Annotated in this window: 20 protein-coding genes and 1 pseudogene; 15 read left to right on the forward strand and 6 right to left on the reverse strand. The window is 53.9% G+C overall.

Features of this window, described 5'->3' with window-relative positions; genetic code table 11:
* The first annotated feature begins 52 nt into the window (after nt 1-52).
* The 4 genes from ABJQ89_RS08660 (at nt 53) to ABJQ89_RS08675 (ending at nt 4,866) form a co-directional block, all read left to right on the forward strand.
* Complete coding sequence (locus ABJQ89_RS08660; RefSeq protein ID WP_348495850.1) at nt 53-1,474, forward strand: 2-isopropylmalate synthase; 1,422 nt, start codon at nt 53-55, stop codon at nt 1,472-1,474.
* 280 nt (nt 1,475-1,754) lie between these two features.
* The gene (locus tag ABJQ89_RS08665; protein ID WP_348495851.1) at nt 1,755-2,075 is read left to right on the forward strand and encodes a hypothetical protein; all 321 of its coding nucleotides are present in this window, start codon (nt 1,755-1,757) and stop codon (nt 2,073-2,075) included.
* Nucleotides 2,075-2,686 (forward strand): LysE family translocator, encoded by a 612-nt coding sequence (locus tag ABJQ89_RS08670; RefSeq protein WP_348495852.1) that lies wholly within the window; start codon nt 2,075-2,077, stop codon nt 2,684-2,686. The genes ABJQ89_RS08665 and ABJQ89_RS08670 overlap by 1 nt, the downstream gene beginning before the upstream one ends.
* 362 nt (nt 2,687-3,048) lie before the next feature.
* Nucleotides 3,049-4,866 carry a LuxR C-terminal-related transcriptional regulator gene (locus tag ABJQ89_RS08675; protein WP_348495853.1) on the forward strand — a complete coding sequence of 606 codons (1,818 nt, stop codon included), beginning with the start codon at nt 3,049-3,051 and terminating at the stop codon, nt 4,864-4,866.
* Nucleotides 4,867-4,894: 28 nt separating this feature from the next.
* Here ABJQ89_RS08675 and ABJQ89_RS08680 read toward each other — a convergent pair whose 3' ends face one another.
* The 3 genes from ABJQ89_RS08680 to ABJQ89_RS08690 form a co-directional block, all read right to left on the reverse strand.
* Entirely contained in the window at nt 4,895-5,785 is an 891-nt protein-coding gene (locus ABJQ89_RS08680; RefSeq protein ID WP_348495854.1) for an alpha/beta hydrolase, read from the reverse strand.
* Nucleotides 5,786-6,865 (reverse strand): tartrate dehydrogenase, encoded by a 1,080-nt coding sequence (locus tag ABJQ89_RS08685; RefSeq protein ID WP_348495855.1) that lies wholly within the window; start codon nt 6,863-6,865, stop codon nt 5,786-5,788. It lies immediately after the preceding gene.
* 126 nt (nt 6,866-6,991) lie between these two features.
* Nucleotides 6,992-7,663, reverse strand: a complete 672-nt coding sequence (locus ABJQ89_RS08690; RefSeq protein WP_348495856.1) for an SDR family NAD(P)-dependent oxidoreductase — start codon at nt 7,661-7,663, stop codon at nt 6,992-6,994.
* Between the two features lie 282 nt (nt 7,664-7,945).
* Between ABJQ89_RS08690 and ABJQ89_RS08695 the strand changes: the two genes are divergently transcribed.
* The 8 genes from ABJQ89_RS08695 to ABJQ89_RS08730 all read left to right on the forward strand — a co-directional run bounded on the left by ABJQ89_RS08695 (nt 7,946) and on the right by ABJQ89_RS08730 (nt 17,786).
* Complete coding sequence (locus ABJQ89_RS08695) at nt 7,946-9,517, forward strand: 2-isopropylmalate synthase (protein WP_348495857.1); 1,572 nt, start codon at nt 7,946-7,948, stop codon at nt 9,515-9,517.
* Nucleotides 9,518-9,660: 143 nt separating this feature from the next.
* Complete coding sequence (locus ABJQ89_RS08700) at nt 9,661-11,004, forward strand: calcium-binding protein (RefSeq protein ID WP_348495858.1); 1,344 nt, start codon at nt 9,661-9,663, stop codon at nt 11,002-11,004.
* A 209-nt stretch (nt 11,005-11,213) separates the two neighbouring features.
* Complete coding sequence (locus tag ABJQ89_RS08705) at nt 11,214-12,260, forward strand: rod shape-determining protein (protein WP_348495859.1); 1,047 nt, start codon at nt 11,214-11,216, stop codon at nt 12,258-12,260.
* Between the two features lie 53 nt (nt 12,261-12,313).
* Nucleotides 12,314-13,246, forward strand: coding sequence for a rod shape-determining protein MreC (gene mreC / locus ABJQ89_RS08710; RefSeq protein ID WP_348495860.1), 933 nt, complete (start codon nt 12,314-12,316; stop codon nt 13,244-13,246).
* Nucleotides 13,239-13,778 carry a rod shape-determining protein MreD gene (locus ABJQ89_RS08715; RefSeq protein WP_348495861.1) on the forward strand — a complete coding sequence of 180 codons (540 nt, stop codon included), beginning with the start codon at nt 13,239-13,241 and terminating at the stop codon, nt 13,776-13,778. Before mreC ends, ABJQ89_RS08715 begins: the two co-directional genes overlap by 8 nt.
* Nucleotides 13,775-15,718: a penicillin-binding protein 2 gene (gene mrdA / locus ABJQ89_RS08720; RefSeq protein ID WP_348495862.1), complete on the forward strand. Its 1,944-nt coding sequence runs from the start codon at nt 13,775-13,777 to the stop codon at nt 15,716-15,718. The genes ABJQ89_RS08715 and mrdA overlap by 4 nt, the downstream gene beginning before the upstream one ends.
* A complete protein-coding gene (gene rodA, locus ABJQ89_RS08725) occupies nt 15,715-16,854 on the forward strand; it encodes a rod shape-determining protein RodA (RefSeq protein WP_348495863.1) in 1,140 nt (379 codons plus the stop codon). Before mrdA ends, rodA begins: the two co-directional genes overlap by 4 nt.
* Nucleotides 16,854-17,786, forward strand: coding sequence for a glyoxylate/hydroxypyruvate reductase A (locus ABJQ89_RS08730; RefSeq protein WP_348495864.1), 933 nt, complete (start codon nt 16,854-16,856; stop codon nt 17,784-17,786). Before rodA ends, ABJQ89_RS08730 begins: the two co-directional genes overlap by 1 nt.
* On the opposite strand, the gene ABJQ89_RS08735 is transcribed toward ABJQ89_RS08730, so the two are convergent.
* The 3 genes from ABJQ89_RS08735 to ABJQ89_RS08745 are packed head-to-tail and all read right to left on the reverse strand — an operon-like array spanning nt 17,783 to nt 19,967.
* On the reverse strand, nt 17,783-18,520 hold the full coding sequence (locus tag ABJQ89_RS08735; RefSeq protein ID WP_348495865.1) for a hypothetical protein: 738 nt from the start codon (nt 18,518-18,520) through the stop codon (nt 17,783-17,785). The two genes, ABJQ89_RS08730 and ABJQ89_RS08735, sit on opposite strands and share 4 nt — an antisense overlap.
* A 53-nt stretch (nt 18,521-18,573) precedes the next feature.
* On the reverse strand, nt 18,574-19,365 hold the full coding sequence (locus ABJQ89_RS08740; RefSeq protein WP_348495866.1) for an SseB family protein: 792 nt from the start codon (nt 19,363-19,365) through the stop codon (nt 18,574-18,576).
* Nucleotides 19,362-19,967, reverse strand: a complete 606-nt coding sequence (locus ABJQ89_RS08745; RefSeq protein WP_348495867.1) for a uracil-DNA glycosylase family protein — start codon at nt 19,965-19,967, stop codon at nt 19,362-19,364. Before ABJQ89_RS08745 ends, ABJQ89_RS08740 begins: the two co-directional genes overlap by 4 nt.
* Nucleotides 19,968-20,074: 107 nt before the next feature.
* Between ABJQ89_RS08745 and ABJQ89_RS08750 the strand changes: the two genes are divergently transcribed.
* The 3 genes and pseudogenes from ABJQ89_RS08750 to ABJQ89_RS08760 all read left to right on the forward strand — a co-directional run.
* Nucleotides 20,075-21,322, forward strand: coding sequence for a Na+/H+ antiporter NhaA (locus ABJQ89_RS08750; RefSeq protein WP_348495868.1), 1,248 nt, complete (start codon nt 20,075-20,077; stop codon nt 21,320-21,322).
* Nucleotides 21,323-21,520: 198 nt separating this feature from the next.
* On the forward strand, nt 21,521-22,180 hold the full coding sequence (locus tag ABJQ89_RS08755; protein ID WP_348495869.1) for an ATP-binding cassette domain-containing protein: 660 nt from the start codon (nt 21,521-21,523) through the stop codon (nt 22,178-22,180).
* Nucleotides 22,158-22,743, forward strand: a pseudogene (locus ABJQ89_RS08760) (capsule biosynthesis protein); the annotation flags it as partial. The gene ABJQ89_RS08755 and the pseudogene ABJQ89_RS08760, both read left to right, overlap by 23 nt.

Raw genomic sequence — 22,743 nt, forward strand, 5'->3', positions numbered from 1 at the left:
CCCTGAACTAGGGTCGCCCAAACGGAATTGCCCCAAGCATTGGACGTCTTACATGCGCTTTGCCCCTTTAGTTCTTGCCGCCAGCCTGTCGTTTGGCGTTCAACCCTTTGCTGTGTCTGCGCAAACCTCAGGTGTCGAGACCAAGCAATATGATGATGGGGGTGTCTATGAAGGCACGTTCAAAGACGGGTTGCAGCATGGGCTGGGGACCTATCGTCTTCCGAACGGGTATGAATATTCCGGCGAATGGATTGCGGGTGAAATTCTCGGCCAAGGACGCGCAAAGTTTCCCGATGGCGCGGTCTATGACGGCGCATTTGCCAAGGGCAAACCAGAGGGTATCGGCAGAATCACTTACGCAGACGGCAGCACCTATGAGGGCAGCTGGCTCGACGGGCTTCCACAGGGCACGGGGATTTCCATCAGCACAGATGGGAGCCGTTATGAAGGATCGTTCCGAGGTGGCAAGCAGCACGGCAAAGGCAGTCTGCGCCGCGAAGACGGGTATGTGTACAACGGCGATTGGGTGAACGGTGCCAAGGAAGGCGCGGCAACAATCGTTTATCCCGACGGGTCTGAGTACCAAGGTCAAGTGCAAGACGGGCAGCGCGAAGGCATTGGCATCTTTACGCTTAGCGATGGAATGATCCTTGATGGTCCTTGGCGCGGTGGACAATTGAGCGGACTTGCCAAAGTGATCCAACCCAATGGCGATGTCTATGAGGGCGACCTGGTTGCAGGTCGGCGCGAAGGCAAAGGTAAGGTCACCTATCAAAACGGCGACATCTATGAAGGCGATTTCTTTGATGATCTGCGTCACGGCGTTGGAAAATTCACCGCCACCGACGGTTATATTTATGAAGGCGCATGGCAAAAGGGGCTGATCGATGGCATCGGCCGCGTGAGTTATCCTGATGGCTCTGTTTACGAAGGGCAGATGAAAAACGGCCTGGCGCAGGGGCAAGGCAAGATCACCTATCCGGGCGGCGCGCATTATGAGGGCCAATGGGTTGCCAATGTCATCGAAGGTGCGGGGCGCGCGGTATACGGCGATGGTACGATCTATGAGGGCAGCTTCAAAGATGCACGGCATCATGGGCAAGGTGTTCTGACCCGCCCGAACGGGTATCGCTATGAAGGCGCTTGGGTCGAAAATCAGATCACCGGTACAGGAACGGCGAGTTTCCCTGACGGATCAATCTATGAAGGGCAGTTCCAAGACGGGCAACGCAATGGGCGCGGCATCTTTCGAATGGCGGATGGTTTTTCCTATGATGGCGCATGGCAATCGGGCGTGATGACAGGCCTCGGAACAGCGCGCTATGCGACAGGCGATATTTACGAAGGCCGCTTTGTGAACGGCAAACGTGAAGGCCAAGGTGAGATGCGCTATGCAGACGGCAGGGTCGCGTCTGGCACTTGGGCCAATGGCCAACTTCTGGAGCAAAGCCCGACGGACGCAACGGGGAACTAAGCATTCACCGCCTGTTAACAGGGGCACCTGAAAATCTACAGCGATCAGTAAATTTGAGCTAAGGCTTTGAGAGACCGCGGACCTTTTACGGCCGCAGCGAGCGATCTCATTTTCGCCACGCAATTCTGCCTGCATGAATCCTAATTTGGGGCTTTTCGCCGCTCTTAAGGTAATGAAATCCTTACCCAACGTCACCTTTTTCGCCCTCACCCCCCAAATGGGAGATGCCAGACTTTTTGATGCCGATTAACCCTTCGATCATTAAGTCGGAGGAATTTTTATGGATCAGATATTTGACTATAGCCAATCATTAGGCGCGCTTCAGGTTATCGGTGTTCTTGGGTTTCTTTTGTATATTTCCGCCTTTGCTGCAGTCCAATGGGGCGTTCTGAATGGAAACAGCCTCGCCTACTCTCTTGCCAATGTGATGTCCTCGGTTTTTGTCTCGATCAGTCTGATCGAGGAGTTCAACCTCTCTGCCGCGCTTATCCAAGGTAGTGTCATCGCGATTGGCGTCACAGGGCTTGCCCTGCGTCTGCGCCGTTCGCGTGCAAGGTCTCGCAGCATTTTTCATAACACTTTAGATGGAGATCTCGTTTGATGACCTATGTCGATATTTTTTCATATTGGTTAACTATTTTTGTCATCGCAATAGCCCCAGGCCCCGTCGTTTTAATGCTAATTGTCCGGTCTGCTAGCAACGATATCAAAGGCGCAGTCAGATTTGGGCTTGGCTTCGCTGTTGGCGGCGTCCTGATCGTCACCGCAGTTTGTTTTGGCCTCAGCGCGTGGCTGACCTCTGTGCCGGAGTTCTTTGAATATTCCAAATACGTGATGATGGCCTATATTTTCTGGTTGGCTTACGACATCTGGAAAGGCAGCGTTGATATCGCTCAAGATGATGCGAACGCTAAGAAAAAGCTGAGTTCACCAGCCTTTGCGGGGATGACGACTTGCTTTTTGTCGCCCTACATGATGGTTCTGCTTCCACTGACGTTGCCTGAGGTCTTGAACCTTACAACGATCGAAATGCCGCAATTCCTAATTTTAGCGCTCGTGACGTTTGGCGGGCTTATTCTGGCCTCTGCAGTGGTCGTTATATTCGCGGCACAATTGCGACGATTGGCACGCACCGCACATGGGCAGTTTTACATGAACAGGGGGCTTTCTGCCCTCTTGGTATGCGGGGGTGGGTCGATGGTTTTATTGTGAACCGACACCAATTTTCGTACTCTGGGGGTGATTTCCTCTTCCGTTAATCCCCTTAGACTTGAGGTGTGTCTGCCTGCGTTGATGAATTGTCCTTTGCGCAGGCGGACATACCATCAGGCTGCCCCTCTTTGGGCAGCTTTTGGCGTTTCACTCCATTGCTTTCGTTGCAAAGATCAAAAAAGTGGCGAAATCAGTTGGTGTTTTGCGAACTGAAATGCGTCAGAGCAAACGTGGGCCTTGACGAGTGGCACAAGCATTCTGTTGAGTGAACCGATACGCGCAAATTGCGCAAATTTTTTATTTACGACCCACGATATCACTGCTGAATTTTCTGCAACTCTATAGATCGTTTAGGGATTTCAATGCAAAGACACGAGCCTAGTCAGCCAGAGGATGACCACAAACTGATCCTTGAGCGTATTTATGACATTGCATTAGAGCCAACGCAGCTTGATGAGTTTATCAACCTTTGGGCTGACACAGATTGGGAAGAGCAATTTACGCAAACTGGGGATAACCAAACAGGCGCGTTCGATGCCCATTTCAAAGCTCATCTGGAACGGGCCGAAGCCTTTTTACTGCTCGGAGATACACCGCCGACGCAGCTTGAGGACCACCTGAAACCATACGATAAATTCGCCGCCTTTACTGTGAACGCCGCCCTTATCGTAGAGGGTGCAAACGCCGGCGCGAATGCAGCGTTTAATGTATCCAAAGGTGACAACTTATCGTCACTACAAATACCCAGCGACGTGCAAGAGCCTTTGCTCAACGTTGTGAAAGACGTTCTGCACCGAAACGATTGCAGCGAACGGCTCATCAAATCGGAGAACGAGACAAAGCAGGGCGCCATGTTGTTTCGTGTTATCCGCATTCCAACACAGAACGGAGCAACGCCATCTGCCCTGGTTGTGTCGACATATGTCCATTGGCGCGAGGCAATTGGGGATATCCTAAACAACGCTTTCAAACTGACAAAGGCCGAACAGGGTGTGGTGCGAAAGCTCACCGAAGGGCATGATGTGAAATCCATCGCCGCGAGCCGCGGAACGACTGTGGGCACTGTGCGCGAGCAGATCAAATCAATCATTGCCAAGATGAACCTGCGATCACAGGCGGATGTCGTGCGCTTTGCGCTGATCCTGAGTGAATTTTCTGAACCCTCAGCCGTCGGTGGTGGCGATGAGACTGTGAAAACGCTGGTCACGTCTGAGGATTGGTTTCAAGCACAGGTGTGGAAACCTTTTAAGTCGATCAAGCTCCCTGATGAGCGCGTCATGACCTATCATGAAATGGGGCCATCAAACGGCCAACCCGTGCTCTATTCGCATATGGGATCGGCCATGGTGCGATGGACGAAACCGATGATTAAATTGGCCTTTCAACATAAGCTGCGCATCATTTGCCCCATTCGTTCAGGATATGGTGAAAGCGACAATCTGAATGCCGATGCGGATGTCCTAGATACGACCAGCAGCGATACGGCATTTCTTTTGAAAAGCCTTGGCATTTCTAAACTGCCCTATGCCGTTCATGGAAGCGACTTTCCTTTCGCTGCTGATCTCGCCGCGAAACACCCCGAATTGATTAGCGAAGTGATCGGTATCGGTGCGCGACCGTGTCTTCCGGGCGGTGAACCGGTTGATGGCCCCGGGCGTTGGCAGCGTTTCTTTGTTTGGACCGCGCGACATAACCCCAGCCTTGTGCATTTCGCGTCCAAGGCGGTCATGATGATGGCTAAACGCATCGGCCCCGATGCGATGCTCAACAAAATCTGCAGAGACTCACCTACAGATTTGGCATTGTTGCAGTCAGATGAGATCAAACAAGTTTTAGTCGCCAATCTGGAATTGATGGCTGGCCCGTCCAGCAATGCCGCACGTGCCTTTGCGATGGAGTATATTGCGTTCCATGAGGATTGGAGCCACCTGATGCAAGGTTTGCGACAAATTCCGGTCCACATCTACACCGCCGAGGAAGACCCAACGATCAGCTTCGCCGCCCTTGATGAACTGCACAAAGCCTATCCTTGGATTACTTTCGAAGTCGTCTCGAATGCTGGGCTCGCGCTCATGTATGAAGACGCCGAGCGGTTGATCCCCGCCCTCGCGGATGCGGCGCACCGCGCGGCGAGCGACAGCAGTCCGACAGTAGCAGTACGACGACGCGCTGACGCTTGAGAACCGAACGCTAGTGAAGGTCCTTAACCTAGTCCTTTAGGAACTTCAGGAGATGTTCGGCCAACTCTACCGGAGCTTCTTCGGGGATCGCGTGGCCACAGGGGAGAGCGACGCCCGAGACGTGGTTTGCTTTTTCCTGCCACGTTGCCTTGACGTCATAAAGCTCCCCGACAGTGCTTTGCGCGCCCCAAATCGCTAAAAGGGGTGCTGTGATGTGTTTGTTAAAGTCTTCTTCATCGTGGGCGAGATCGATGCTGGCGGCGGCGCGGTAATCTTCGCAAATCGCGTGGAGCGTGGCCGGATCGCGGTAGCTTCGCAGGTATTCCGCGATTGTGGCTTCGTCGACAGCTCCTTCGATCTTCATTTGTCCCGCGATATGTCTGCGCAAGAAGTATTCGGGATCAGAGGCGATCAATTTTTCGGGCAATCCATTGGGCTGGATCAGGAAAAACCACCAGAAATAGCGCGTCGCGAATTCCTGATTGGTTTGCGCGTACATCGTGTGCGTTGGCGCGATATCCAGCACGGCGATGCGTTCAACGGCATCAGGAAAATCAAGCGCGAGACGATGGGCCACGCGGCCACCGCGATCATGACCAATGACCGAAAAACTCTTATGCCCCAAATGCCTCATCAGATCGATCTGATCTGCGGCCATCGCCCGTTTGGAATAGGGCAAATGCGTAGGGTTGCTTTCAGGTTTGTCGCTGTCCCCATAGCCCCTGAGATCGGGCGCGATGACTTGGTAACCCGCCTGCACAAGGCGCGGAGCCACCTTGCGCCAGACCACATGGGTTTGCGGATGGCCGTGCAGCAGCAAAACGGGTGGCCCCTCCCCCGCGCTTACGTAGTTGATGACCAATTCGGGCAATTGCACCCTTTGCACATCAAAGCCTTCGAGGAAGGCAGAGGCGACCACCTATAGTCCTTCCAGAACGGCATCCGCGATGGCCGCGCCGCAGGTTTTGGTGTCAGCAGGTCCGCCAAGATCGGGCGTGCGCAGGGCCTCTTCTGCCAAGACCCGCTCAATCGCGGCAATGATTGATGTGCTGGCCCCTTGCGCCCCGAGATGTTCGAGCATCATCGCGGCCGCCCAAATTTGACCAACGGGATTGGCGATCCCTTTTCCTGCAATATCAGGCGCGGAGCCGTGGACGGGTTCAAACAGAGAGGGAAATTTTCCCTCAGGATTGATGTTGCCCGACGGCGCGATGCCGATAGTGCCGGTGCAGGCTGGACCGAGATCGGACAGGATGTCGCCAAACAAGTTTGAGGCGACAACAACATCGAACCAATCTGGGTGCAGGACAAACTGGGCGGTCAAAATATCGATATGGTACTTATCGACTTCGATGTCAGGATAATGCGTCGCCATTTCAGCGACCCGTTCATCCCAATAAGGCATCGTGATCGAGATGCCGTTGGATTTGGTGGCAGAGGTCAGGTGCTTGCCGCGCTTGGCCGCCAGATCAAAGGCATATTTCAAGATACGATCAACGCCAATCCGGCTCATGACGGTTTCTTGCACGACGATCTCGCGCTCTGTACCGGGGAACATTTTGCCACCGATGGAGGAATATTCTCCTTCGGTATTTTCACGCACGATCATCATATCGATGTCGCCCGGCGCGCGACCTGCGAGGGGCAATGGAACGCCAGGCATCGCGCGCGCAGGGCGCAGGCTCACGTATTGATCGAATTCCCGCCGAAACTGGATGAGCGACCCCCAAAGCGAGATATGATCAGGCACAACTTCGGGCCAGCCAACAGCACCAAAGAAAAGCGCATCGCTCTTGCCCAATTGGTCCTTCCAATCATCCGGCATCATCTGGCCGTGCTGTGTGTAGTAGTCGGCAGAGGCGAAATCGTAGTCAGTGAAATCAAACCCGAGATCGAATTTTTTCGAGGCGGCTTCCAGAACACGAATGCCCTCTGGCGTGGTTTCTTTCCCGATCCCGTCGCCGGGGATAACGGCAATCTTCCAGCTGTTCTTTGGCATGTCTCTGTCCCTTTGCGCGCGCTTTGAGTGGCTTGGACGACATGAGCAAGAAACCATGCTCTGAGGCAAGTTTATTTTAGATTTGGTGTCCTAGATCTTTGCGTTGAAAATGCTGACCCGCCGCTTTTACCACGGCACTTTTGCGCCTGACCAATCGTAGAACGACCCTGTTTCTTTTGGGGTGAGCCCGTCCAAGACCCCCAGCAAATTTTGCACAGCTTGATCCGCGCTGACAGTTTTGTGGCGTTCAACGTATTTTGCCGTAAAGGGCGTTTGAACAGTGCCGGGGTGAAGCGCAACGCAGTTGAGTTGTTTATGCGTGCGCGCGAGTTCGATAGCGGCGGTATGCACGATCTGGTTCACCGCAGCCTTGGCCGCACGGTAGGAATACCACCCGCCGAGACGGTTATCTCCGATTGATCCAACGCGCGCTGAGAGGACAGCGATGTGCGCAGGTCTGTCGCGCGTCGTAAGTTTAGCGGCACGCGCGAGGATCAGCGCGGGACCAACCGCATTCACTGCAAACTGGTCCATCATCGCTTGTCCGCTAATCTGTTTGAGCGATTTTTCAGGCTCTGCCCCATCGATAACCAAGGCACCAGTCGCCACAATGATCAAATCGAAGGTTTGCTGCAAAGCACCTAAGCTGCGTTCAACGGATGCCTCATCGGTGATATCCAACCCATCCGCACTGCGCGAAAGGGTTTTAACCTGCACGCCCCGCACCTCTAACGCGGCGACCAGCGCAGCGCCGATCCCGCCGGATGCGCCAATAATCAATGCGTTTTTCCAAGCCATCCTGCAGAGCTAATCCGACAAGTTGTATCGTCAAACCAAAAAGGGGTTTTCCTTGGATGGAATCGCGGTATAACCCTCCACATGTTTATGATCGGCCATATCCAGATTGATGCACAGCGCGCTCGCGCTGCGTCTCTGCTTGGCCTCGCGCTCCTTCTCCTACTTACTTGCCTCTGAGCGTGCCGGATCGGCGCGAGCGCTCAGGGGAGACAAGATCGCGCCACTTCACCAAGATATTCCGGTTCAACCTGCCAAAGCAGGTCCATGCAAATGAGACACTCCATGACCAATACTGACAAAAACAGAGTTATTATTTTCGACACCACATTGCGCGATGGTGAACAATCCCCCGGCGCGACGATGACCCATGATGAAAAGCTGGAAATTGCCAGCTTGCTCGATGATATGGGCGTTGATGTGATTGAAGCAGGTTTCCCGATTGCGTCTGAAGGCGATTTTCGCGCGGTAAGCGAGATTGCACAGAACTCTCGCGACAGCGTGATCTGCGGCCTTGCCCGCGCAAACTTTGGCGATATTGATCGCTGCTGGGAAGCGGTGAAGCACGCGCGCCAGCCACGTATTCACACGTTCATTGGCACATCCCCCCTGCACCGCGCCATTCCGAACCTGAATATGGATGAAATGGCCGAGCGCATTCACGACACGGTCAGCCATGCGCGCAACCTGTGTGACAACATCCAATGGTCGCCCATGGATGCGACGCGCACGGAAGACGATTATCTGTGCCGCGTTGTGGAAATCGCAATCAAAGCAGGTGCAACGACGATCAATATTCCTGACACCGTTGGCTACACCGCCCCAGTGGAAAGCGCCGATTTGATCCGCATGTTGACCAACAAAGTGCCTGGTGCAGATGAGATCATCTTTGCCACCCATTGCCACAATGATCTGGGCATGGCGACGGCGAACTCTTTGGCCGCTGTTGAAGGCGGCGCACGTCAGATTGAATGCACGATCAACGGTCTGGGTGAACGCGCGGGCAACACCGCCTTGGAAGAGGTTGTGATGGCCTTGAAAGTGCGTCACGACATCATGCCCTACACCACTGGCATTGATACGAAGAAAATCATGAACATCTCGCGCCGCGTTGCGGCCGTGTCTGGCTTTGAAGTTCAATTCAACAAAGCGATTGTTGGCAAAAATGCCTTCGCACATGAAAGCGGTATTCACCAAGATGGAATGCTGAAGAACGCGGAAACGTTCGAGATCATGCGCCCTGAGGATGTGGGTCTGACAGAAACGAACATTGTCATGGGCAAACACTCGGGCCGCGCGGCGCTGCGTTCTAAATTGGAGAACTTGGGCTTTGAGCTGGGAGACAACCAGCTGAAGGACGTGTTTGTTCGCTTCAAAGAGCTGGCGGATCGCAAGAAGGAAGTCTTTGACGACGATTTGATCGCCCTGATGCGCACGGCGACGGATGCGGAATCTGATCGTTTGAGCGTGAAATCCTTGCGCGTTGTCTGCGGCACGGACGGTCCTCAAGAAGCGGCGCTGACCTTGGTTGTGGATGGCGAAGAAAAGTCCACGACAGCGACGGGTGACGGCCCTGTAGATGCAACGTTCAACGCGGTGAAAGAGCTGTTCGATCACAACGCGCGTTTGCAACTGTATCAGGTACATGCGGTGACCGAAGGCACTGATGCGCAGGCGACAGTGTCCGTGCGCATGGAAGAGGACGGCAAGATCGTCACGGGCCAATCAGCGGATACGGATACGGTTGTCGCCTCTGCCAAAGCCTATGTCAGCGCCTTGAACCGCCTGCTCGTGCGCCGCGAAACAACGGATGTGGGCTATGACACCAAAGGTGTGAGTTACAAAGACGTGTCTTAAAATGCCGATCGCCTGCAACATCATGATTTTGCAGGCGATTTATTCCCCTTCGAACAACCTGCTATTCGTCATCGCAGCCCTTGAAACGAGGGCGACAATGGCCGTAATCTTAAAGGGTTGTTATATGTATAGGTGGTTTAATTATGCCCGTTGTTTCAAATCTTTCGGAAACATCTCTAACGCTCACAGAATTCGACGTCGACGAATATGGAACCGATTGGATTTTGGATGTCCAAGGAATCAGTCTTACCTACAGCTTAGAAAATGAACTTGTTTCAGGCACAATTACAGCTTTCGTATTACGAAATGAACCTGACGATGATTTGCTAAATGAGGCCTACGGTTTCCCAGATTGGGAATGGGAAGGCCGCGTTTTATTCCAAGGTATTGATCTCAACATCGATGTAAGCACCCCATTCGATTTGACGAGTTCTGAACCATTAACGTCCCTGTTCGGAAGCATCTCCGGGAGTTATGCATTCAGTCACTCGGAATACGATGAAAGTACTTTCCCAACGGCTTACTTGCTTGGAACCTCTAATACCTTTGTAAAGTACGGCGATAGTGACACAATTGTTCATACACTTGGAACCAACGTCACGCTGAAATTCGGAAGCAGCAATGACACTGTGCGCGTTATGGAGGCCGGTGGCCCAATCAAGGCGCACATGTTCTCCGGCGATGATTCAGTTTACGGAGGCGACGGGCAAGACGTCGTCTTTGGCGGCTTAGGAAATGACTACATTTCCGGTGGTGAAGACCGCGATGGTCTATTTGGCGGCGCGGACAATGACACTATTTTAGGCGGCGAAGGCAATGACACTCTAAAAGGTGGCAACGGCGACGATAGCTTGAGCGGCGGCAATGGAAGCGACTTAATTTTTGGCGGCGCAGGGGATGATAGTCTGAGCGGTGACGGTTCGGACGATCTCGGCGATGTGCTGATCGGCGGTGTGGGCAACGATTATCTGCGCGGCGGATCGAGCGATGATAAATTGTTTGGCGGGTCAGAGAACGACACCATGTTTGGCGGCGCTGGTGATGACAAATTACACGGCGGCAGCGGCGCTGATGTCCTCTACGGCGACGCAGGCGATGACGCCTTGCTCGGCGGTGACGGTCGCGATGTTCTAATCGCAGGAGACGGCACCAACGGTCGTGACATGTTGTATGGCGGTCGAGGCGCGGATGCGTTTGTTTTCGTGACAGATTTCGGTGACCGAGAGGTTTCGGGCCGCACCGTTATCCGCGATTTCAACATTGCAGAAGATAAGCTTTGGACTGGTCCGAGCAACAACGGAACATGGGATGCAGACGATGCGTTTGATATCTTCATGGCCGGTTCGGCGCAGGTGGGAAACCATATCGTGTACACCGAAGGGGATACGAAAGTTGTTATCCTAAACGCGCAACTCGGGGATTTAGATGAAAGCGTCTTTGTGAATCCCGCAGATGGCGGTTATTTTGATTGGGCGGATTTGGGGTAGCTCACTTTAGGAATGCGCATTTAGCAAACCGCGCATTGCAAAATTCTGCATGACCGCACAATCACCCCCCTGTTGCTAAAATTGGGGCGGTTTAGCGCCGATTGACGCGCTGAACCCCCTTTTCCCTCAGTAAAAACACCCTATAAGAACAACTGGTCCGTTAGACTCACCATATGGACCAATACCAATTCTGAGCAGGACCGCAGCACATGGCATTTTGGGACAAACTTTCAGGCCTCTTTACGTCTGATATGGCGATCGACCTTGGCACGGCGAACACCCTTGTCTACGTCAAAGGCAAAGGCGTTGTATTGTCCGAACCGTCGGTTGTGGCCTATCACATCAAAGACGGCGTTAAGAAAGTTCTCGCCGTTGGTGAAGATGCAAAGCTGATGCTCGGCCGTACGCCCGGTTCTATCGAGGCCATTCGCCCCATGCGCGAAGGTGTGATTGCCGATTTTGATACAGCCGAAGAAATGATCAAACATTTCATTCGCAAAGTGCACAAACGCTCTACCTTTTCCAAGCCGAAGATCATCGTCTGTGTGCCGCACGGTGCGACGCCCGTTGAAAAACGTGCTATTCGTCAATCGGTTCTCTCCGCTGGTGCACGTCGCGCCGGTCTGATTGCAGAACCTATTGCCGCCGCAATTGGCGCTGGCATGCCGATCACTGATCCGACGGGTAACATGGTTGTTGATATCGGTGGTGGTACGACTGAGGTCGCGGTTCTGTCCCTTGGCGACATCGTTTATGCGCGTTCTGTCCGCGTGGGTGGTGATCGCATGGATGAGGCGATCATCAGCTATTTGCGTCGCCAGCAAAACCTACTTGTGGGCGAATCTACCGCTGAGCGCATCAAAACATCCATCGGTACAGCGCGTATGCCTGACGATGGACGTGGCGCTTCCATGCAAATTCGCGGACGCGATTTGCTGAACGGCGTGCCGAAAGAAACCGAAATTTCCCAAGCGCAGATTGCTGAAGCGTTGGCAGAACCTGTGCAGCAGATTTGCGAAGCGGTGATGACCGCGCTTGAAGCGACACCCCCTGATCTTGCCGCAGACATCGTAGATCGCGGTGTAATGCTGACGGGCGGCGGCGCGTTGCTCGGCGATCTTGATCTGGCGCTGCGCGAGCAAACGGGCCTTGCCGTTTCAATCGCGGATGAGAGCCTGAATTGTGTGGCGCTTGGCACCGGTAAAGCCCTAGAGTACGAAAAACAGCTACGCCACGCGATTGACTACGATAGCTGATTTCAGTTTCGTGATATGCAAAGGGCGTTAACCCTGACGCAGCGGAGAGTGACTTGGCCAACGAACGCGTTCAAAGCGAAGATTTCACTGGCCCCCTAAAGCGGTTGCTTGCGGGGATCATTGTGCTTTGCTTGCTCGCGATTTTCCTCGTTTGGCGGATTGATAGCCCACGCGTAGAGCGGTTTCGCATGGCTGTGATTGACCGTGTAGTGCCGAATTTTGATTGGGCGATGGTGCCAGTGACCGCGATGGTCAATCTGGTCCGCGATTTTCAGAGCTATCAGCGGATTTACGAGCAGAACCAAGAACTGCGCCGAGAACTCCAGCAAATGAAAAGTTGGAAAGAGGCGGCGCTCCAGCTTGAACAAGAGAACGCACGTCTGCTCGATCTCAATTCTGTGCGCCTTGATCCTCGATTGACCCATGTGACGGGCGTTGTGGTGGCGGATAGTGGATCACCCTATCGCCAGTCTGTGTTGTTGAACGTTGGGCGCCGCGATGGTGTTTTAGATGGTTGGGCGACAATGGATGGGCTTGGCCTTGTGGGTCGCATTTCAGGCGTTGGCGCGAATGCATCGCGTGTGATCTTGCTAACAGATACCACGAGCCGAATTCCTTCGGTCATTCAGCCTTCAGGTCAGAATACGATTGTCGTGGGTGACAACACCCGCTCACCGCCCATCGATTTCTTGGAAAATCCCGATTTGGTGCGCCCCGGTGATCGCGTTGTTTCTTCTGGTGATGGCGGCGTGTTTCCTGCGGGGCTTGTAATTGGCCAAGTTGCCAAAGACCCAGGTGGCCGTTTGCGCGTGCGCCTTGCTGCGGATTACGAGCGACTCGAATTTCTGCGCGTGCTGCGCAACTACGGCGCTGAGCGGATCGAGGATACGGGGCGTTTGATCCGCCCTGAGGAATTGCCGTCAAACGAACCGACTGAGCCTGAAAACTTCGACGAAGATCAAACCAGCGAGGCGGGCAATGGTTGATCCCATCACCTCTCGCATGTGGTTTATGCGGTGTGTTTATCTGTTTTTGGCATTTCTGCTGATCTTTCTGCAACTTTTGCCACTTGAGACAGTTCCTAATGGGTGGGCCGCCCCTGATTGGCTCATGGCGTTGACGCTTGCTTGGGCGTTGCGGCGACCAGAATATGTGCCTGCAATTAATGTCGCCTGTGTTTTCCTATTGGCTGATCTATTGTTTCAACGCCCACCTGGCTTGCAAGCTGCGCTGATGGTCGTCGCAGCAGAAGTTCTGCGCGCGCGCGCTTTGGCCAATCGAGATACGCCTTATCTGGTCGAATGGATGAGCGTCGCAGGCATGATGATTGGCGTAGCGCTGACCCATCGCATTTTTCTGGCAATTTTCTTTATTCCCGCGCCTTCGCTCAGATTGGTCTTGATTCAGCTGGGAATGACCATAGCCTTATATCCTATCGTCGTTGTCGTCTCGCATGTGATTTTCAAAGTGCGTCGGGCAGCGCCGGGTGAAGTTGACGCATTGGGGCATAGGTTATGAGACGGTCCGCAACAGAAACGGCTGAAAGCGCAGTTAAGATCAACCGACGCGGTTTGATCGTAGCTGGTGCGCAGGTTGCTTTTGTCGGCCTTCTTGGTGCGCGCATGCGGTTTATGCAGGTGGATCAGGCGGATGAATTCCGGCTGCTCGCCGATGAAAACCGTATCAATATTCGTCTTATCCCACCTGCGCGCGGCCAGTTGTTTGATCGCAATGGCGCAGTGATAGCCGAGAATGAACCAAGCTATCGCATCACCATGGTGCGCGAGGATGCAGGCGATGTGAACACAGTCATTGCACGTCTCTCAACACTTGTTGAACTGGATGACGACGATCTGAACCGCGCCTTGAACGAGATGAACAGAAGTGCGCCGTTCCTACCTGTGACGATTGCGGATCGTATCTCTTGGGAAGAACTGTCGCGCGTTGCAGCGAACGCTCCTGCGCTTCCAGGCGTGACACCCGAGGTTGGTCTGTCACGGCGCTACCCGCTCGGCTCTGCCTTTGCACATGTGGCGGGTTATGTTGGCCCTGTCAGTCAACGTGATCTGGACCGAATTGAAGACCCCGATCAATTGCTCCGCATTCCGCGTTTTCAGATTGGCAAAGTCGGCGTTGAAGCCAAGTATGAAGATGCGCTGCGCGGAAAAGCCGGTGCAAAACGCGTTGAGGTCAATTCGGTTGGCCGTGTCATGCGCGAGCTGGATCGCCGCGAAGGGCAAACCGGCGCGAATGTACAGCTAACAGTCGATCACAAACTGCAAAACTATCTGCAAGCGCGTCTTGGCGAAGAAAGCGCATCGGTCGTTGTGATGGATTTGAAACGCGGCGACTTGCTCGCGATTGCGTCTTCACCAACCTATGACCCCAATAAGTTCGTGCGCGGTATCTCCGTCGCGGATTATGCCTTCTTGCGCGATAATGATCGCCGTCCCTTGGCGTCAAAAACAGTGCAGGATGCCTATCCGCCCGGATCGACCTTTAAAATGGTCACTGCTATGGCCGCTTTGGAAGCGGGCCTCATCACCGCTGAAGACACCGTGCATTGCCCCGGCCACTTGGAAGTCAGTGATCGCAAATTCCACTGCTGGAAACGGTCTGGTCACGGGCACATGAACCTAGAACTCTCGCTGCGCGAAAGCTGTGACGTTTATTATTATGATCTCGCACTCAAGGTCGGGATCGAAAAGATATCAGAAATGGCGCGTAGACTCGGCTTTGGCGAGCGTCATGATGTGCCCATGTCAGCGGTCGCCTCAGGATTGGCCCCAGACAAAGCATGGAAGCTACGCCAACGGGGCAAAGAATGGGTGATCGGCGATACGGTTAACGCGTCCATCGGACAAGGCTTCGTTCTGGCCTCTCCTTTGCAATTGGCGGTTATGACAGCGCGCCTTGCCACGGGGCGGAGTATTTCACCGCGCTTGATCAATACGATTGATGGCATCGCCCAACCCAGCCGCGCTGGCGAAGATTTAGGGATAAACGAAAACAACCTGCGCAAAATCCGCAAGGCGATGTTTGAAGTCTCCAACAATCGTCGCGGCACGGCCTATGGCAGCCGCATTATCGCCGATGCCTTCCGCATGGCAGGCAAGACCGGTACGAGCCAAGTGCGCAACATTTCTGCGGCCGAACGTGCGCGCGGGGTGACGCGAAATGCGGACCTTCCCTGGGAACGCCGAGATCATGCGTTGTTCGTAAACTTTGCACCTTACGACAATCCTGAAATCGCGGTTGCCGTTGTCGTCGAACATGGCGGCGGTGGATCAACTGCAGCGGCACCGATTGCGCGCGATATCACATTGCAGGCGTTGTATGGTGAGGACCCACCCCTTGAGGCCTATCCCGCGAAAGATCGCTCACGCGCGCGCGCGCTACAAAAGCGACTACGTGAATTGCAGCCCAGCGATTCAGATACCGAGAGCGGCCGCGCATGAGTTATCTTGAATATACCGTCAAATCGGTTCCAACCGGTTTTTCGAAAGCTCTGCATTTGAACTGGGCCTTGCTGGTCCTGATTTGCAGCGTCGCAGGCATCGGCTTTTTGATGCTTTATTCTGTGGGCGGCGGATCATTTAGCCCTTGGGCAGAGCCGCAGATCAAACGTTTCCTGCTTGGCTTTACGCTCATGCTGATCATCGCGATGGTGCCAATTTGGTTCTGGCGCAACATCGCAGGCGTGGCCTATGGCACGTCGATCCTCCTGCTGCTTTATGTTGAATTTTTCGGCTCTCTCGGCATGGGTGCGCAGCGTTGGATTGATCTTGGGTTCATGCGACTTCAGCCATCAGAGCTGATGAAAATCGCTCTCGTGATGTTGCTCGCCGCCTATTACGATTGGCTCCCTTTGCCGCGCACTTCGCGCCCGCTTTGGGTGGCAATCCCCGTTATTCTGATCCTGTTACCGACGATGCTGGTGCTACGCCAACCTGATTTGGGCACCTCGCTTTTGTTGATCACGGGCGGTGGTTTAATCATGTTTATGGCAGGGGTGCATTGGGCCTATTTCGCGGCTGTTTTCGCCAGCGGTATTGGTTTGATTGCCGCCGTCTTTCAAAGCCGCGGTACCGAATGGCAGCTCTTGAAGGACTATCAATTCCGCCGCATCGACACGTTTCTGGACCCTGCGAGTGATCCGCTTGGCGCGGGCTACCACATCACGCAAAGTAAAATTGCCCTTGGTTCTGGTGGTTGGACAGGGCGCGGATTTATGGAAGGGACACAGTCGCGGCTGAACTTCCTACCGGAAAAACACACCGACTTTATCTTTACGACTTTAGCCGAGGAATTCGGGTTCATCGGGGCGTTTTCGCTCTTAGTCCTATACCTGTTGATCATTCTGTTTTGCGTTGCGTCTGCGCTGAAGAATAAGAACCGGTTTGCCGCGCTTCTGACGCTAGGCATCGCAGCCACGTTCTTTCTATTTTTCGCAGTGAACATGTCGATGGTCATGGGATTGGCGCCGGTCGTTGGTGTGCCACTGCCTTTGGTTAGCTACGGGGGATCGGCAATGTTGATCTTGCTTTTGGGTTTTGGCCTCGTGCAGAGCGCCCATGTGCATAGGCCGCGCTGATGACGGTTCAGGTTCTATTTGCTGCCAAACCTGAGCGCTGGCTTGAGTATGAGACACCTCTGAACAAGGCGTTGAAAAATGCAGGCGTCGACGCGCATGTGTCTTGCGATATCCCGAGTGCAGATGTGGATTACATCGTCTACGCACCGAATTCTTCTGTTCAGGATTTTTCCGTCTTTCCCAAGGTGAAAGCGGTGTTGAGCCTTTGGGCTGGCGTTGAAACGATTGCCCCCAACCCGACCCTAAACGTGCCGCTGGCGCGCATGGTTGATCATGGGCTGAGCCAAGGGATGAAGGAATGGGTCACCGGTCATGTGCTGCGCCATCACTTGGGTATGGACGCGCATATCGCAAACCCCAATCACCGTTGGGAGCCGATCGCTCCACCCCTCGCTGAGCAACGTTCTGTGACGGTGTTGGGACTAGGCGAACTTGGGCGCGTCTGCGCGCAAACGTTGGCCCATCTTGGGTTTAACGTCTCGGGTTGGAGCCGTAGCGCGAAGGTGATTGAAGGCGTTCATTGCTTTCACGGCGATGCCGGTTTGAAAGCGGCCTTAGACGGTGCAGAGATTGTTGTTCTGCTCTTGCCAGATACCGCCGCCACCGAGAATGTTTTGAACGCTGAGCGCCTGTCATGGCTGGCCAAGGGCGCCGCGATTATCAATCCGGGCCGTGGTCCTTTGGTCGATGATGACGCTTTGTTGGCCGCACTCGACAAAGGGCAAGTGGGTCATGCAACGCTGGATGTGTTTCGCATTGAACCCCTGCCTCAGGACCACGCGTTTTGGGCGCATCCCAAAGTGACCGTGACACCGCACATCGCCTCCGAAACCCGCGCATGGACAGCGAGCCAGTGCATCGCTGAAAACATCCGCCGCGGCAAAGCTTGTGAGCCGTTCTTACATCTCGTGGATCGGGATGCGGGGTATTAGGCGTTGGCCTCTGCCAAGACTTCATCTTTGTAAAGCTGCGTCAGCACTGACAATCCTATCAGAGCCGAGATAGGGAAAAGTGCAATCTGGATCAGATACTGAACGATGGTTGGCACGGTTTGAGATTGGTCTGGCGAGCCGATCAATTCAACGCACGTCTGCACCGCAAACATTACAGCTACGGCGACTAAGATCTCTGTATTTCGCGGCGCGGTAAGGTCAAAACTTTTGCGTAGCGTCATACCGCGCTGCAAGGTCGCTGCATCGGGTAGAACGAGCGAAATTCTGATTGCGATCCATTGAACGATAAACGCAACAATAATCACAATTGGCGAGAAACTCACACCTGCAACTACCAAGAAACTCACAGCGACAATCGGCACAATAAGAAAAAGCACCAATATTAAGCCTAGCCATAAGCTTTGAACAAGGTAGCCTACGAAAAAGGCCCTGCGTGGACGAATGTCTTCGAGATTGAGAACAGAACGATGCCACATCACCGCCAAAGCTATTCCAAGCACAATATTACAGCTCAAAATAGCAAGGCTTGCAATGTAAGGTGCAGCAGCCAATGCGCCAACGCCATCTGAGGTTCCGCCAACATCTGCACTGCGCAAAAAAACAAATTCTAACGCTTTCCAAAGTAAATAAACAGGAGCGAAAACGGTGAGCAACTTGCGCTCTTGGCTTTTAATCATCAAAAGCGAGTCTTTTAGAAGTCGGGTCGCACTCATTACTCAATCCTTAATTGCAATCGCACCACCATAGGTATTGACGATTTGAACACCTACTTCAACAGGGGTGGATTATCAGGATCAGACCCCGGCGCGGGGCGGATGGTTTCGGTGCGCGCTGTTTGTTTGGGGAGTACGAAACGCAAGCCGACCTTGGCCATCGCCGCCGCCATAGGATCGTTGGCGTCAAAGAAACCCACGTCGATGCTGCCCGCTTCAATGCCAGAGAAAGTCAACGCTTCACCAGCGGCTTTAGCGAGTGCGCTTTCTGCGCCCTCTTGGGTTCCGACAAAGCCCAAAAGGTGGCCCTTGCCGCCGCCCTCATATTTCACGGCAACGAGATATGCGTTTTGGGCGAGGCCCACAGCGCTGGCGAGTTTGGCATCTATGGCTGTCAGCAATTCTTCGGGCAGGCCTTTGGGCGCATAGAGTTCTTGGGCGCGCTCGTTCACCTCATCGGGGCTATGGGCGAGCGTATCGTTAAGCCAAACAACTGCCTCTGGCGGGATCAGCATTTGCGAGGGCGCGACTTCGAGGTTCACGCCAAGGCCAATGCCCTGCCCCGCCAGCATCTGGGAAATCACACGGCCAGACAACGCAATGTAAGGCGCGGGTTTGCCGACAAATTGCGACAGGCGTTCTTCGCGATCAAAGACCAACACAAAACGCACATCGCCGAGGTCAAAAACCTCTGGGTCCACTTGATCGTTTTCAACGTCCTTGGTGAGCAACAGAAAGAGTTCGCTATCCGAGAGGCGTTCGTAAAACCGCAGGCGCGCAGCGTCGTCTTCGGGTGCGGCTTCCATTGCGGCATGTGCCAGATCAAGGGGGGTTTCTTCGCTCATTTCAGCACCTCTTTCACGCGCGCCCTGAGTACTGGCAGGAGCTCTGCCTCGAACCAAGGGTGTTTCTTGAGCCATGCGGTATTGCGCCATGACGGATGCGGCAAGGGAAAAACGGTCGGCGCGTGGCTTTGCCACGCTGCGACGGTCTCTGTGACGCCGGATTTGCGGCCCAAGTGCCACTTCATCGCATAGCCGCCAATGAGCAGGGTTAACGGGACATCGCCCATTGCCTCCATCAACGGCCTGCGCCAAGTGGCCGCGCAAATGGGCGGTGGCGGCAAATCGCTCCCCTTCGCGTTATAGCCCGGAAAACAAAAAGCCATCGGCACGATTGCGATTTTGCTGCGGTCATAAAACGCGGCCTCATCAAGCCCAAGCCAATCGCGCAGACGATCGCCCGATGGGTCGGTGAAAGGACGACCGCTTTTGTGGACCCGCGCGCCTGGTGCCTGCCCTGCGATCAGGATGCGCGGTTCGGGCGCCTCAGCGCTGGCCCAAATCACAGGACGAGGGCTGTGCGCCGTCGCAGTTAGCGCAAACTTTTCGGCGCAGTGGCGACAACGTTCTATATCTTGGATCAAAGTTGCGAGTTCTTGGGACATATCACTTGAAACTGACCTGCCTGTGCGTTGCCGACAAGGGTTCAATGTTGTATCCACTGCGTCAACTTGCGCAGACGGCACACGTGCAAGACAATAAGGGGAATAACATGTATCGCGTTTGGAACTTTCTAACTAACTATTCACTTTTGCTGATCATCGGCGCGATCATTGCTTTGATTTGGGCAAATACGAATCCCAGCAGCTATCATCACTTCGTCGAATTCGTGATTTGGGATCATGCGCCGATTGGCCATTATCACGACGGGCATCGCACGCTTACACTGCATTATTTGGTGAATGATCTTCTGATGGCCTTCTTCTTTGCGATTGCCGCGAAAGAAGTTTGGGAAGCCGTTATTCTAAAAAACGGGTCTTTGCGTGGGAAAAAGGCAGCAACGCCGTTGTTCGCGACAGCTGGCGGTATGTTTGGCCCTATTGCTGTTTATCTTGGCCTTGCTGCGATGCTTGGCAGCGATACATACAGCGCTGTTGCAAATGGTTGGGCTATTCCAACCGCCACAGACATCGCATTTTCCTATCTGATTGGTCGCCTTGTCTTTGGCGCTGGTCACCCAGCGGTACGCTTCTTGCTTTTGCTGGCGATTGCGGATGATGCGGTCGGCCTGATCATCCTAGCTGTGTTTTACCCATCAGGTGAGCTTGCACCCGAATGGTTGCTTGTATCGCTCGCCGCCGCCATCGCCGTTTATGTGTTGTTCAACTGGCTGCCACGTCGCTTGGATCGCGGCAAGGAAGCGCGTCCAAATTCCACATGGGTGCGCAATAAGTTGAGCTTCTTGCCGTATCTCCTCGCGGGTTGCGTCAGCTGGTATGGCTTTATGCGCTCTGGTATTCACCCTGCTTTGGGCCTGCTGTTCATCGTTCCAACAATCCCCCATGCAGACCGTGCTTTCGGGATTTTCAGTGAAGCAGAGCAGTATCTCACCGACCTTCTCAACACGATTGAGCACTGGCTCAAACATCCCGTTGAGATCGTGCTTTTCTTGTTTGGTTTGCTGAATGCCGGCGTTGAATTCTCATCTATTGGCGATGCCACTTGGCTGGTTCTGGCAGGTCTGTTGATCGGTAAACCAGTTGGCATTTTGCTCTTTGGCTGGGTCGCGGCACGTCCGCTGGGCCTTGGCCTTCCTCAAGGGATGCGTATCATCGATCTTGTTGTTATCGGTTTTGTGGCTGCGATTGGCTTTACGGTATCGCTCTTTGTCGCATCTGTCGCCTTTGATGCAGGTCCGGTTCAGGATGCTGCGAAGATGGGCGCGTTGTTCAGCTTTGCCGCTGCACTTGTCGCGATTATTGCTGGCAAGATCACACGTGTTCAAAAACAAGACATCTAAAATATCTTAAGAAAATCAGGCCTCTCCCCCCGTGGGAGGGGCTTTTTTTATGTATATTCCCATTTCCTTCTCAAAGCTTTGCCTGCAACCATTGAAACAATGAAGATCGATATGACATACTGTGGACAAAATTAGCACATAAAGAATGCTTAACACACCTACGGTATAGGTGAGCGGCACAGCAGGCCGGATAGGTAAATGTTAGAGTTTGAGAACGTCAGCAAGTCCTTTTGGACCGGGACGCAGCGCAAGGTTATCCTTGATCGTGTGTCATTTCGCGTGGAGCTTGGCCGCTCCATGGGAATTCTGGCGCCTAACGGCACAGGCAAGACGACGCTGGTGAACATGATGGCTGGCCTCGAGAAACCTGACGAAGGCGAAATCAGGCGGAGTTGTAAGATTTCTTTCCCGCTTGGCTTTATGGGCGGCGTCGTAAGTAAGCACACAGCAATGGAAAATTCGCGATATATCGCGCGACTCTACGGGCTGGACCCGGATTATGTAGAAGCCTTCTGTCGGTGGCTCTGTGGTCTTGGCGAATACTTTGACCAGCCTCTTGGTACCTATAGCTCCGGCATGCGCGCGCGCTTTACCTTTGCGCTCCTGCTCGCGCTCGATTTCGATATGTACCTCATCGATGAAGGCATGCCGAACAGCACTGACGTAGAATTTAACCGCAAAGCAGGTGAAATCCTGCGCGAACGGTTGCGCACAACAACGATCATTATCGTGTCGCATCAACCCGACACATTGGAAAAATTCGCAAGCTCCGCTGCTGTTCTAATGAACGGTAAGTTGCATATGTTTGATACCTTGGAAGAGGCGAAACAGCTCTATGACTACGAAACCCAAGGCTAAGAAATTCCGCATCAAGCGAACAGGTGCTCTCTCTGAAGGGAGCGCTCCTGAAGCTGCGGCCAAAGCCCCGCGCCCTGCGCCGGAAGCACCTGCACAGCCGCAAGCCGTTGGACGTATACAGCCCGTCAAAAAGGCCGTTGCCGCAAATGCCGCGCCACAACGCAAAGCCGCGGAGCAACAGGATGCGCCGAGCAAAGCTCAGGCTGCTCCAAAACAGCCAAAAGCAAATGCGTCGATTGAACAGACGATTGATGAGATCAAACGTGAAGGTCTCACAGGTCGTCAGCTTCGAATGGCGCGCCGCGCTGCACAAAAATACGGGCTCGCGCCGACCTCTGATTATGACGCGGTGCGACAGCTACGCGGGCGCGGTGTTGATCCATTCCAACGCAACAATATGTTGGAATTGGTCGTCCCGAGCGAAAGTTCTGGCAACGGTGGATCGTCGGCCAGCCAACCACTGATGCCGCAAGACCCAACGCTAGAGCCGATCAACCTCCCGCAAACGATGGCTCCGGGTGGCAATTTGCCTGCGGAGCCTGCAGGCCAAAGCCCGACTGAAC

Source organism: Planktotalea sp. (genome assembly GCF_039984035.1).
Taxonomy (GTDB): domain Bacteria; phylum Pseudomonadota; class Alphaproteobacteria; order Rhodobacterales; family Rhodobacteraceae; genus Planktotalea.

Excerpts from the sequence above, each read along its gene's own strand:
- ABJQ89_RS08660 (WP_348495850.1), top strand. The coding sequence starts at position 53 with ATGCGCTTTGCCCCTTTAGTTCTTGCCGCCAGCCTGTCGTTTGGCGTT.
- ABJQ89_RS08665 (WP_348495851.1), top strand. The coding sequence starts at position 1,755 with ATGGATCAGATATTTGACTATAGCCAATCATTAGGCGCGCTTCAGGTT.
- ABJQ89_RS08670 (WP_348495852.1), top strand. The coding sequence starts at position 2,075 with ATGACCTATGTCGATATTTTTTCATATTGGTTAACTATTTTTGTCATC.
- ABJQ89_RS08675 (WP_348495853.1), top strand. The coding sequence starts at position 3,049 with ATGCAAAGACACGAGCCTAGTCAGCCAGAGGATGACCACAAACTGATC.
- ABJQ89_RS08685 (WP_348495855.1), bottom strand. The coding sequence starts at position 6,865 with ATGCCAAAGAACAGCTGGAAGATTGCCGTTATCCCCGGCGACGGGATC.
- ABJQ89_RS08690 (WP_348495856.1), bottom strand. The coding sequence starts at position 7,663 with ATGGCTTGGAAAAACGCATTGATTATTGGCGCATCCGGCGGGATCGGC.
- ABJQ89_RS08695 (WP_348495857.1), top strand. The coding sequence starts at position 7,946 with ATGACCAATACTGACAAAAACAGAGTTATTATTTTCGACACCACATTG.
- ABJQ89_RS08700 (WP_348495858.1), top strand. The coding sequence starts at position 9,661 with ATGCCCGTTGTTTCAAATCTTTCGGAAACATCTCTAACGCTCACAGAA.
- ABJQ89_RS08705 (WP_348495859.1), top strand. The coding sequence starts at position 11,214 with ATGGCATTTTGGGACAAACTTTCAGGCCTCTTTACGTCTGATATGGCG.
- ABJQ89_RS08715 (WP_348495861.1), top strand. The coding sequence starts at position 13,239 with ATGGTTGATCCCATCACCTCTCGCATGTGGTTTATGCGGTGTGTTTAT.
- mrdA (WP_348495862.1), top strand. The coding sequence starts at position 13,775 with ATGAGACGGTCCGCAACAGAAACGGCTGAAAGCGCAGTTAAGATCAAC.
- rodA (WP_348495863.1), top strand. The coding sequence starts at position 15,715 with ATGAGTTATCTTGAATATACCGTCAAATCGGTTCCAACCGGTTTTTCG.
- ABJQ89_RS08730 (WP_348495864.1), top strand. The coding sequence starts at position 16,854 with ATGACGGTTCAGGTTCTATTTGCTGCCAAACCTGAGCGCTGGCTTGAG.
- ABJQ89_RS08735 (WP_348495865.1), bottom strand. The coding sequence starts at position 18,520 with ATGAGTGCGACCCGACTTCTAAAAGACTCGCTTTTGATGATTAAAAGC.
- ABJQ89_RS08740 (WP_348495866.1), bottom strand. The coding sequence starts at position 19,365 with ATGAGCGAAGAAACCCCCCTTGATCTGGCACATGCCGCAATGGAAGCC.
- ABJQ89_RS08745 (WP_348495867.1), bottom strand. The coding sequence starts at position 19,967 with ATGTCCCAAGAACTCGCAACTTTGATCCAAGATATAGAACGTTGTCGC.
- ABJQ89_RS08750 (WP_348495868.1), top strand. The coding sequence starts at position 20,075 with ATGTATCGCGTTTGGAACTTTCTAACTAACTATTCACTTTTGCTGATC.
- ABJQ89_RS08755 (WP_348495869.1), top strand. The coding sequence starts at position 21,521 with ATGTTAGAGTTTGAGAACGTCAGCAAGTCCTTTTGGACCGGGACGCAG.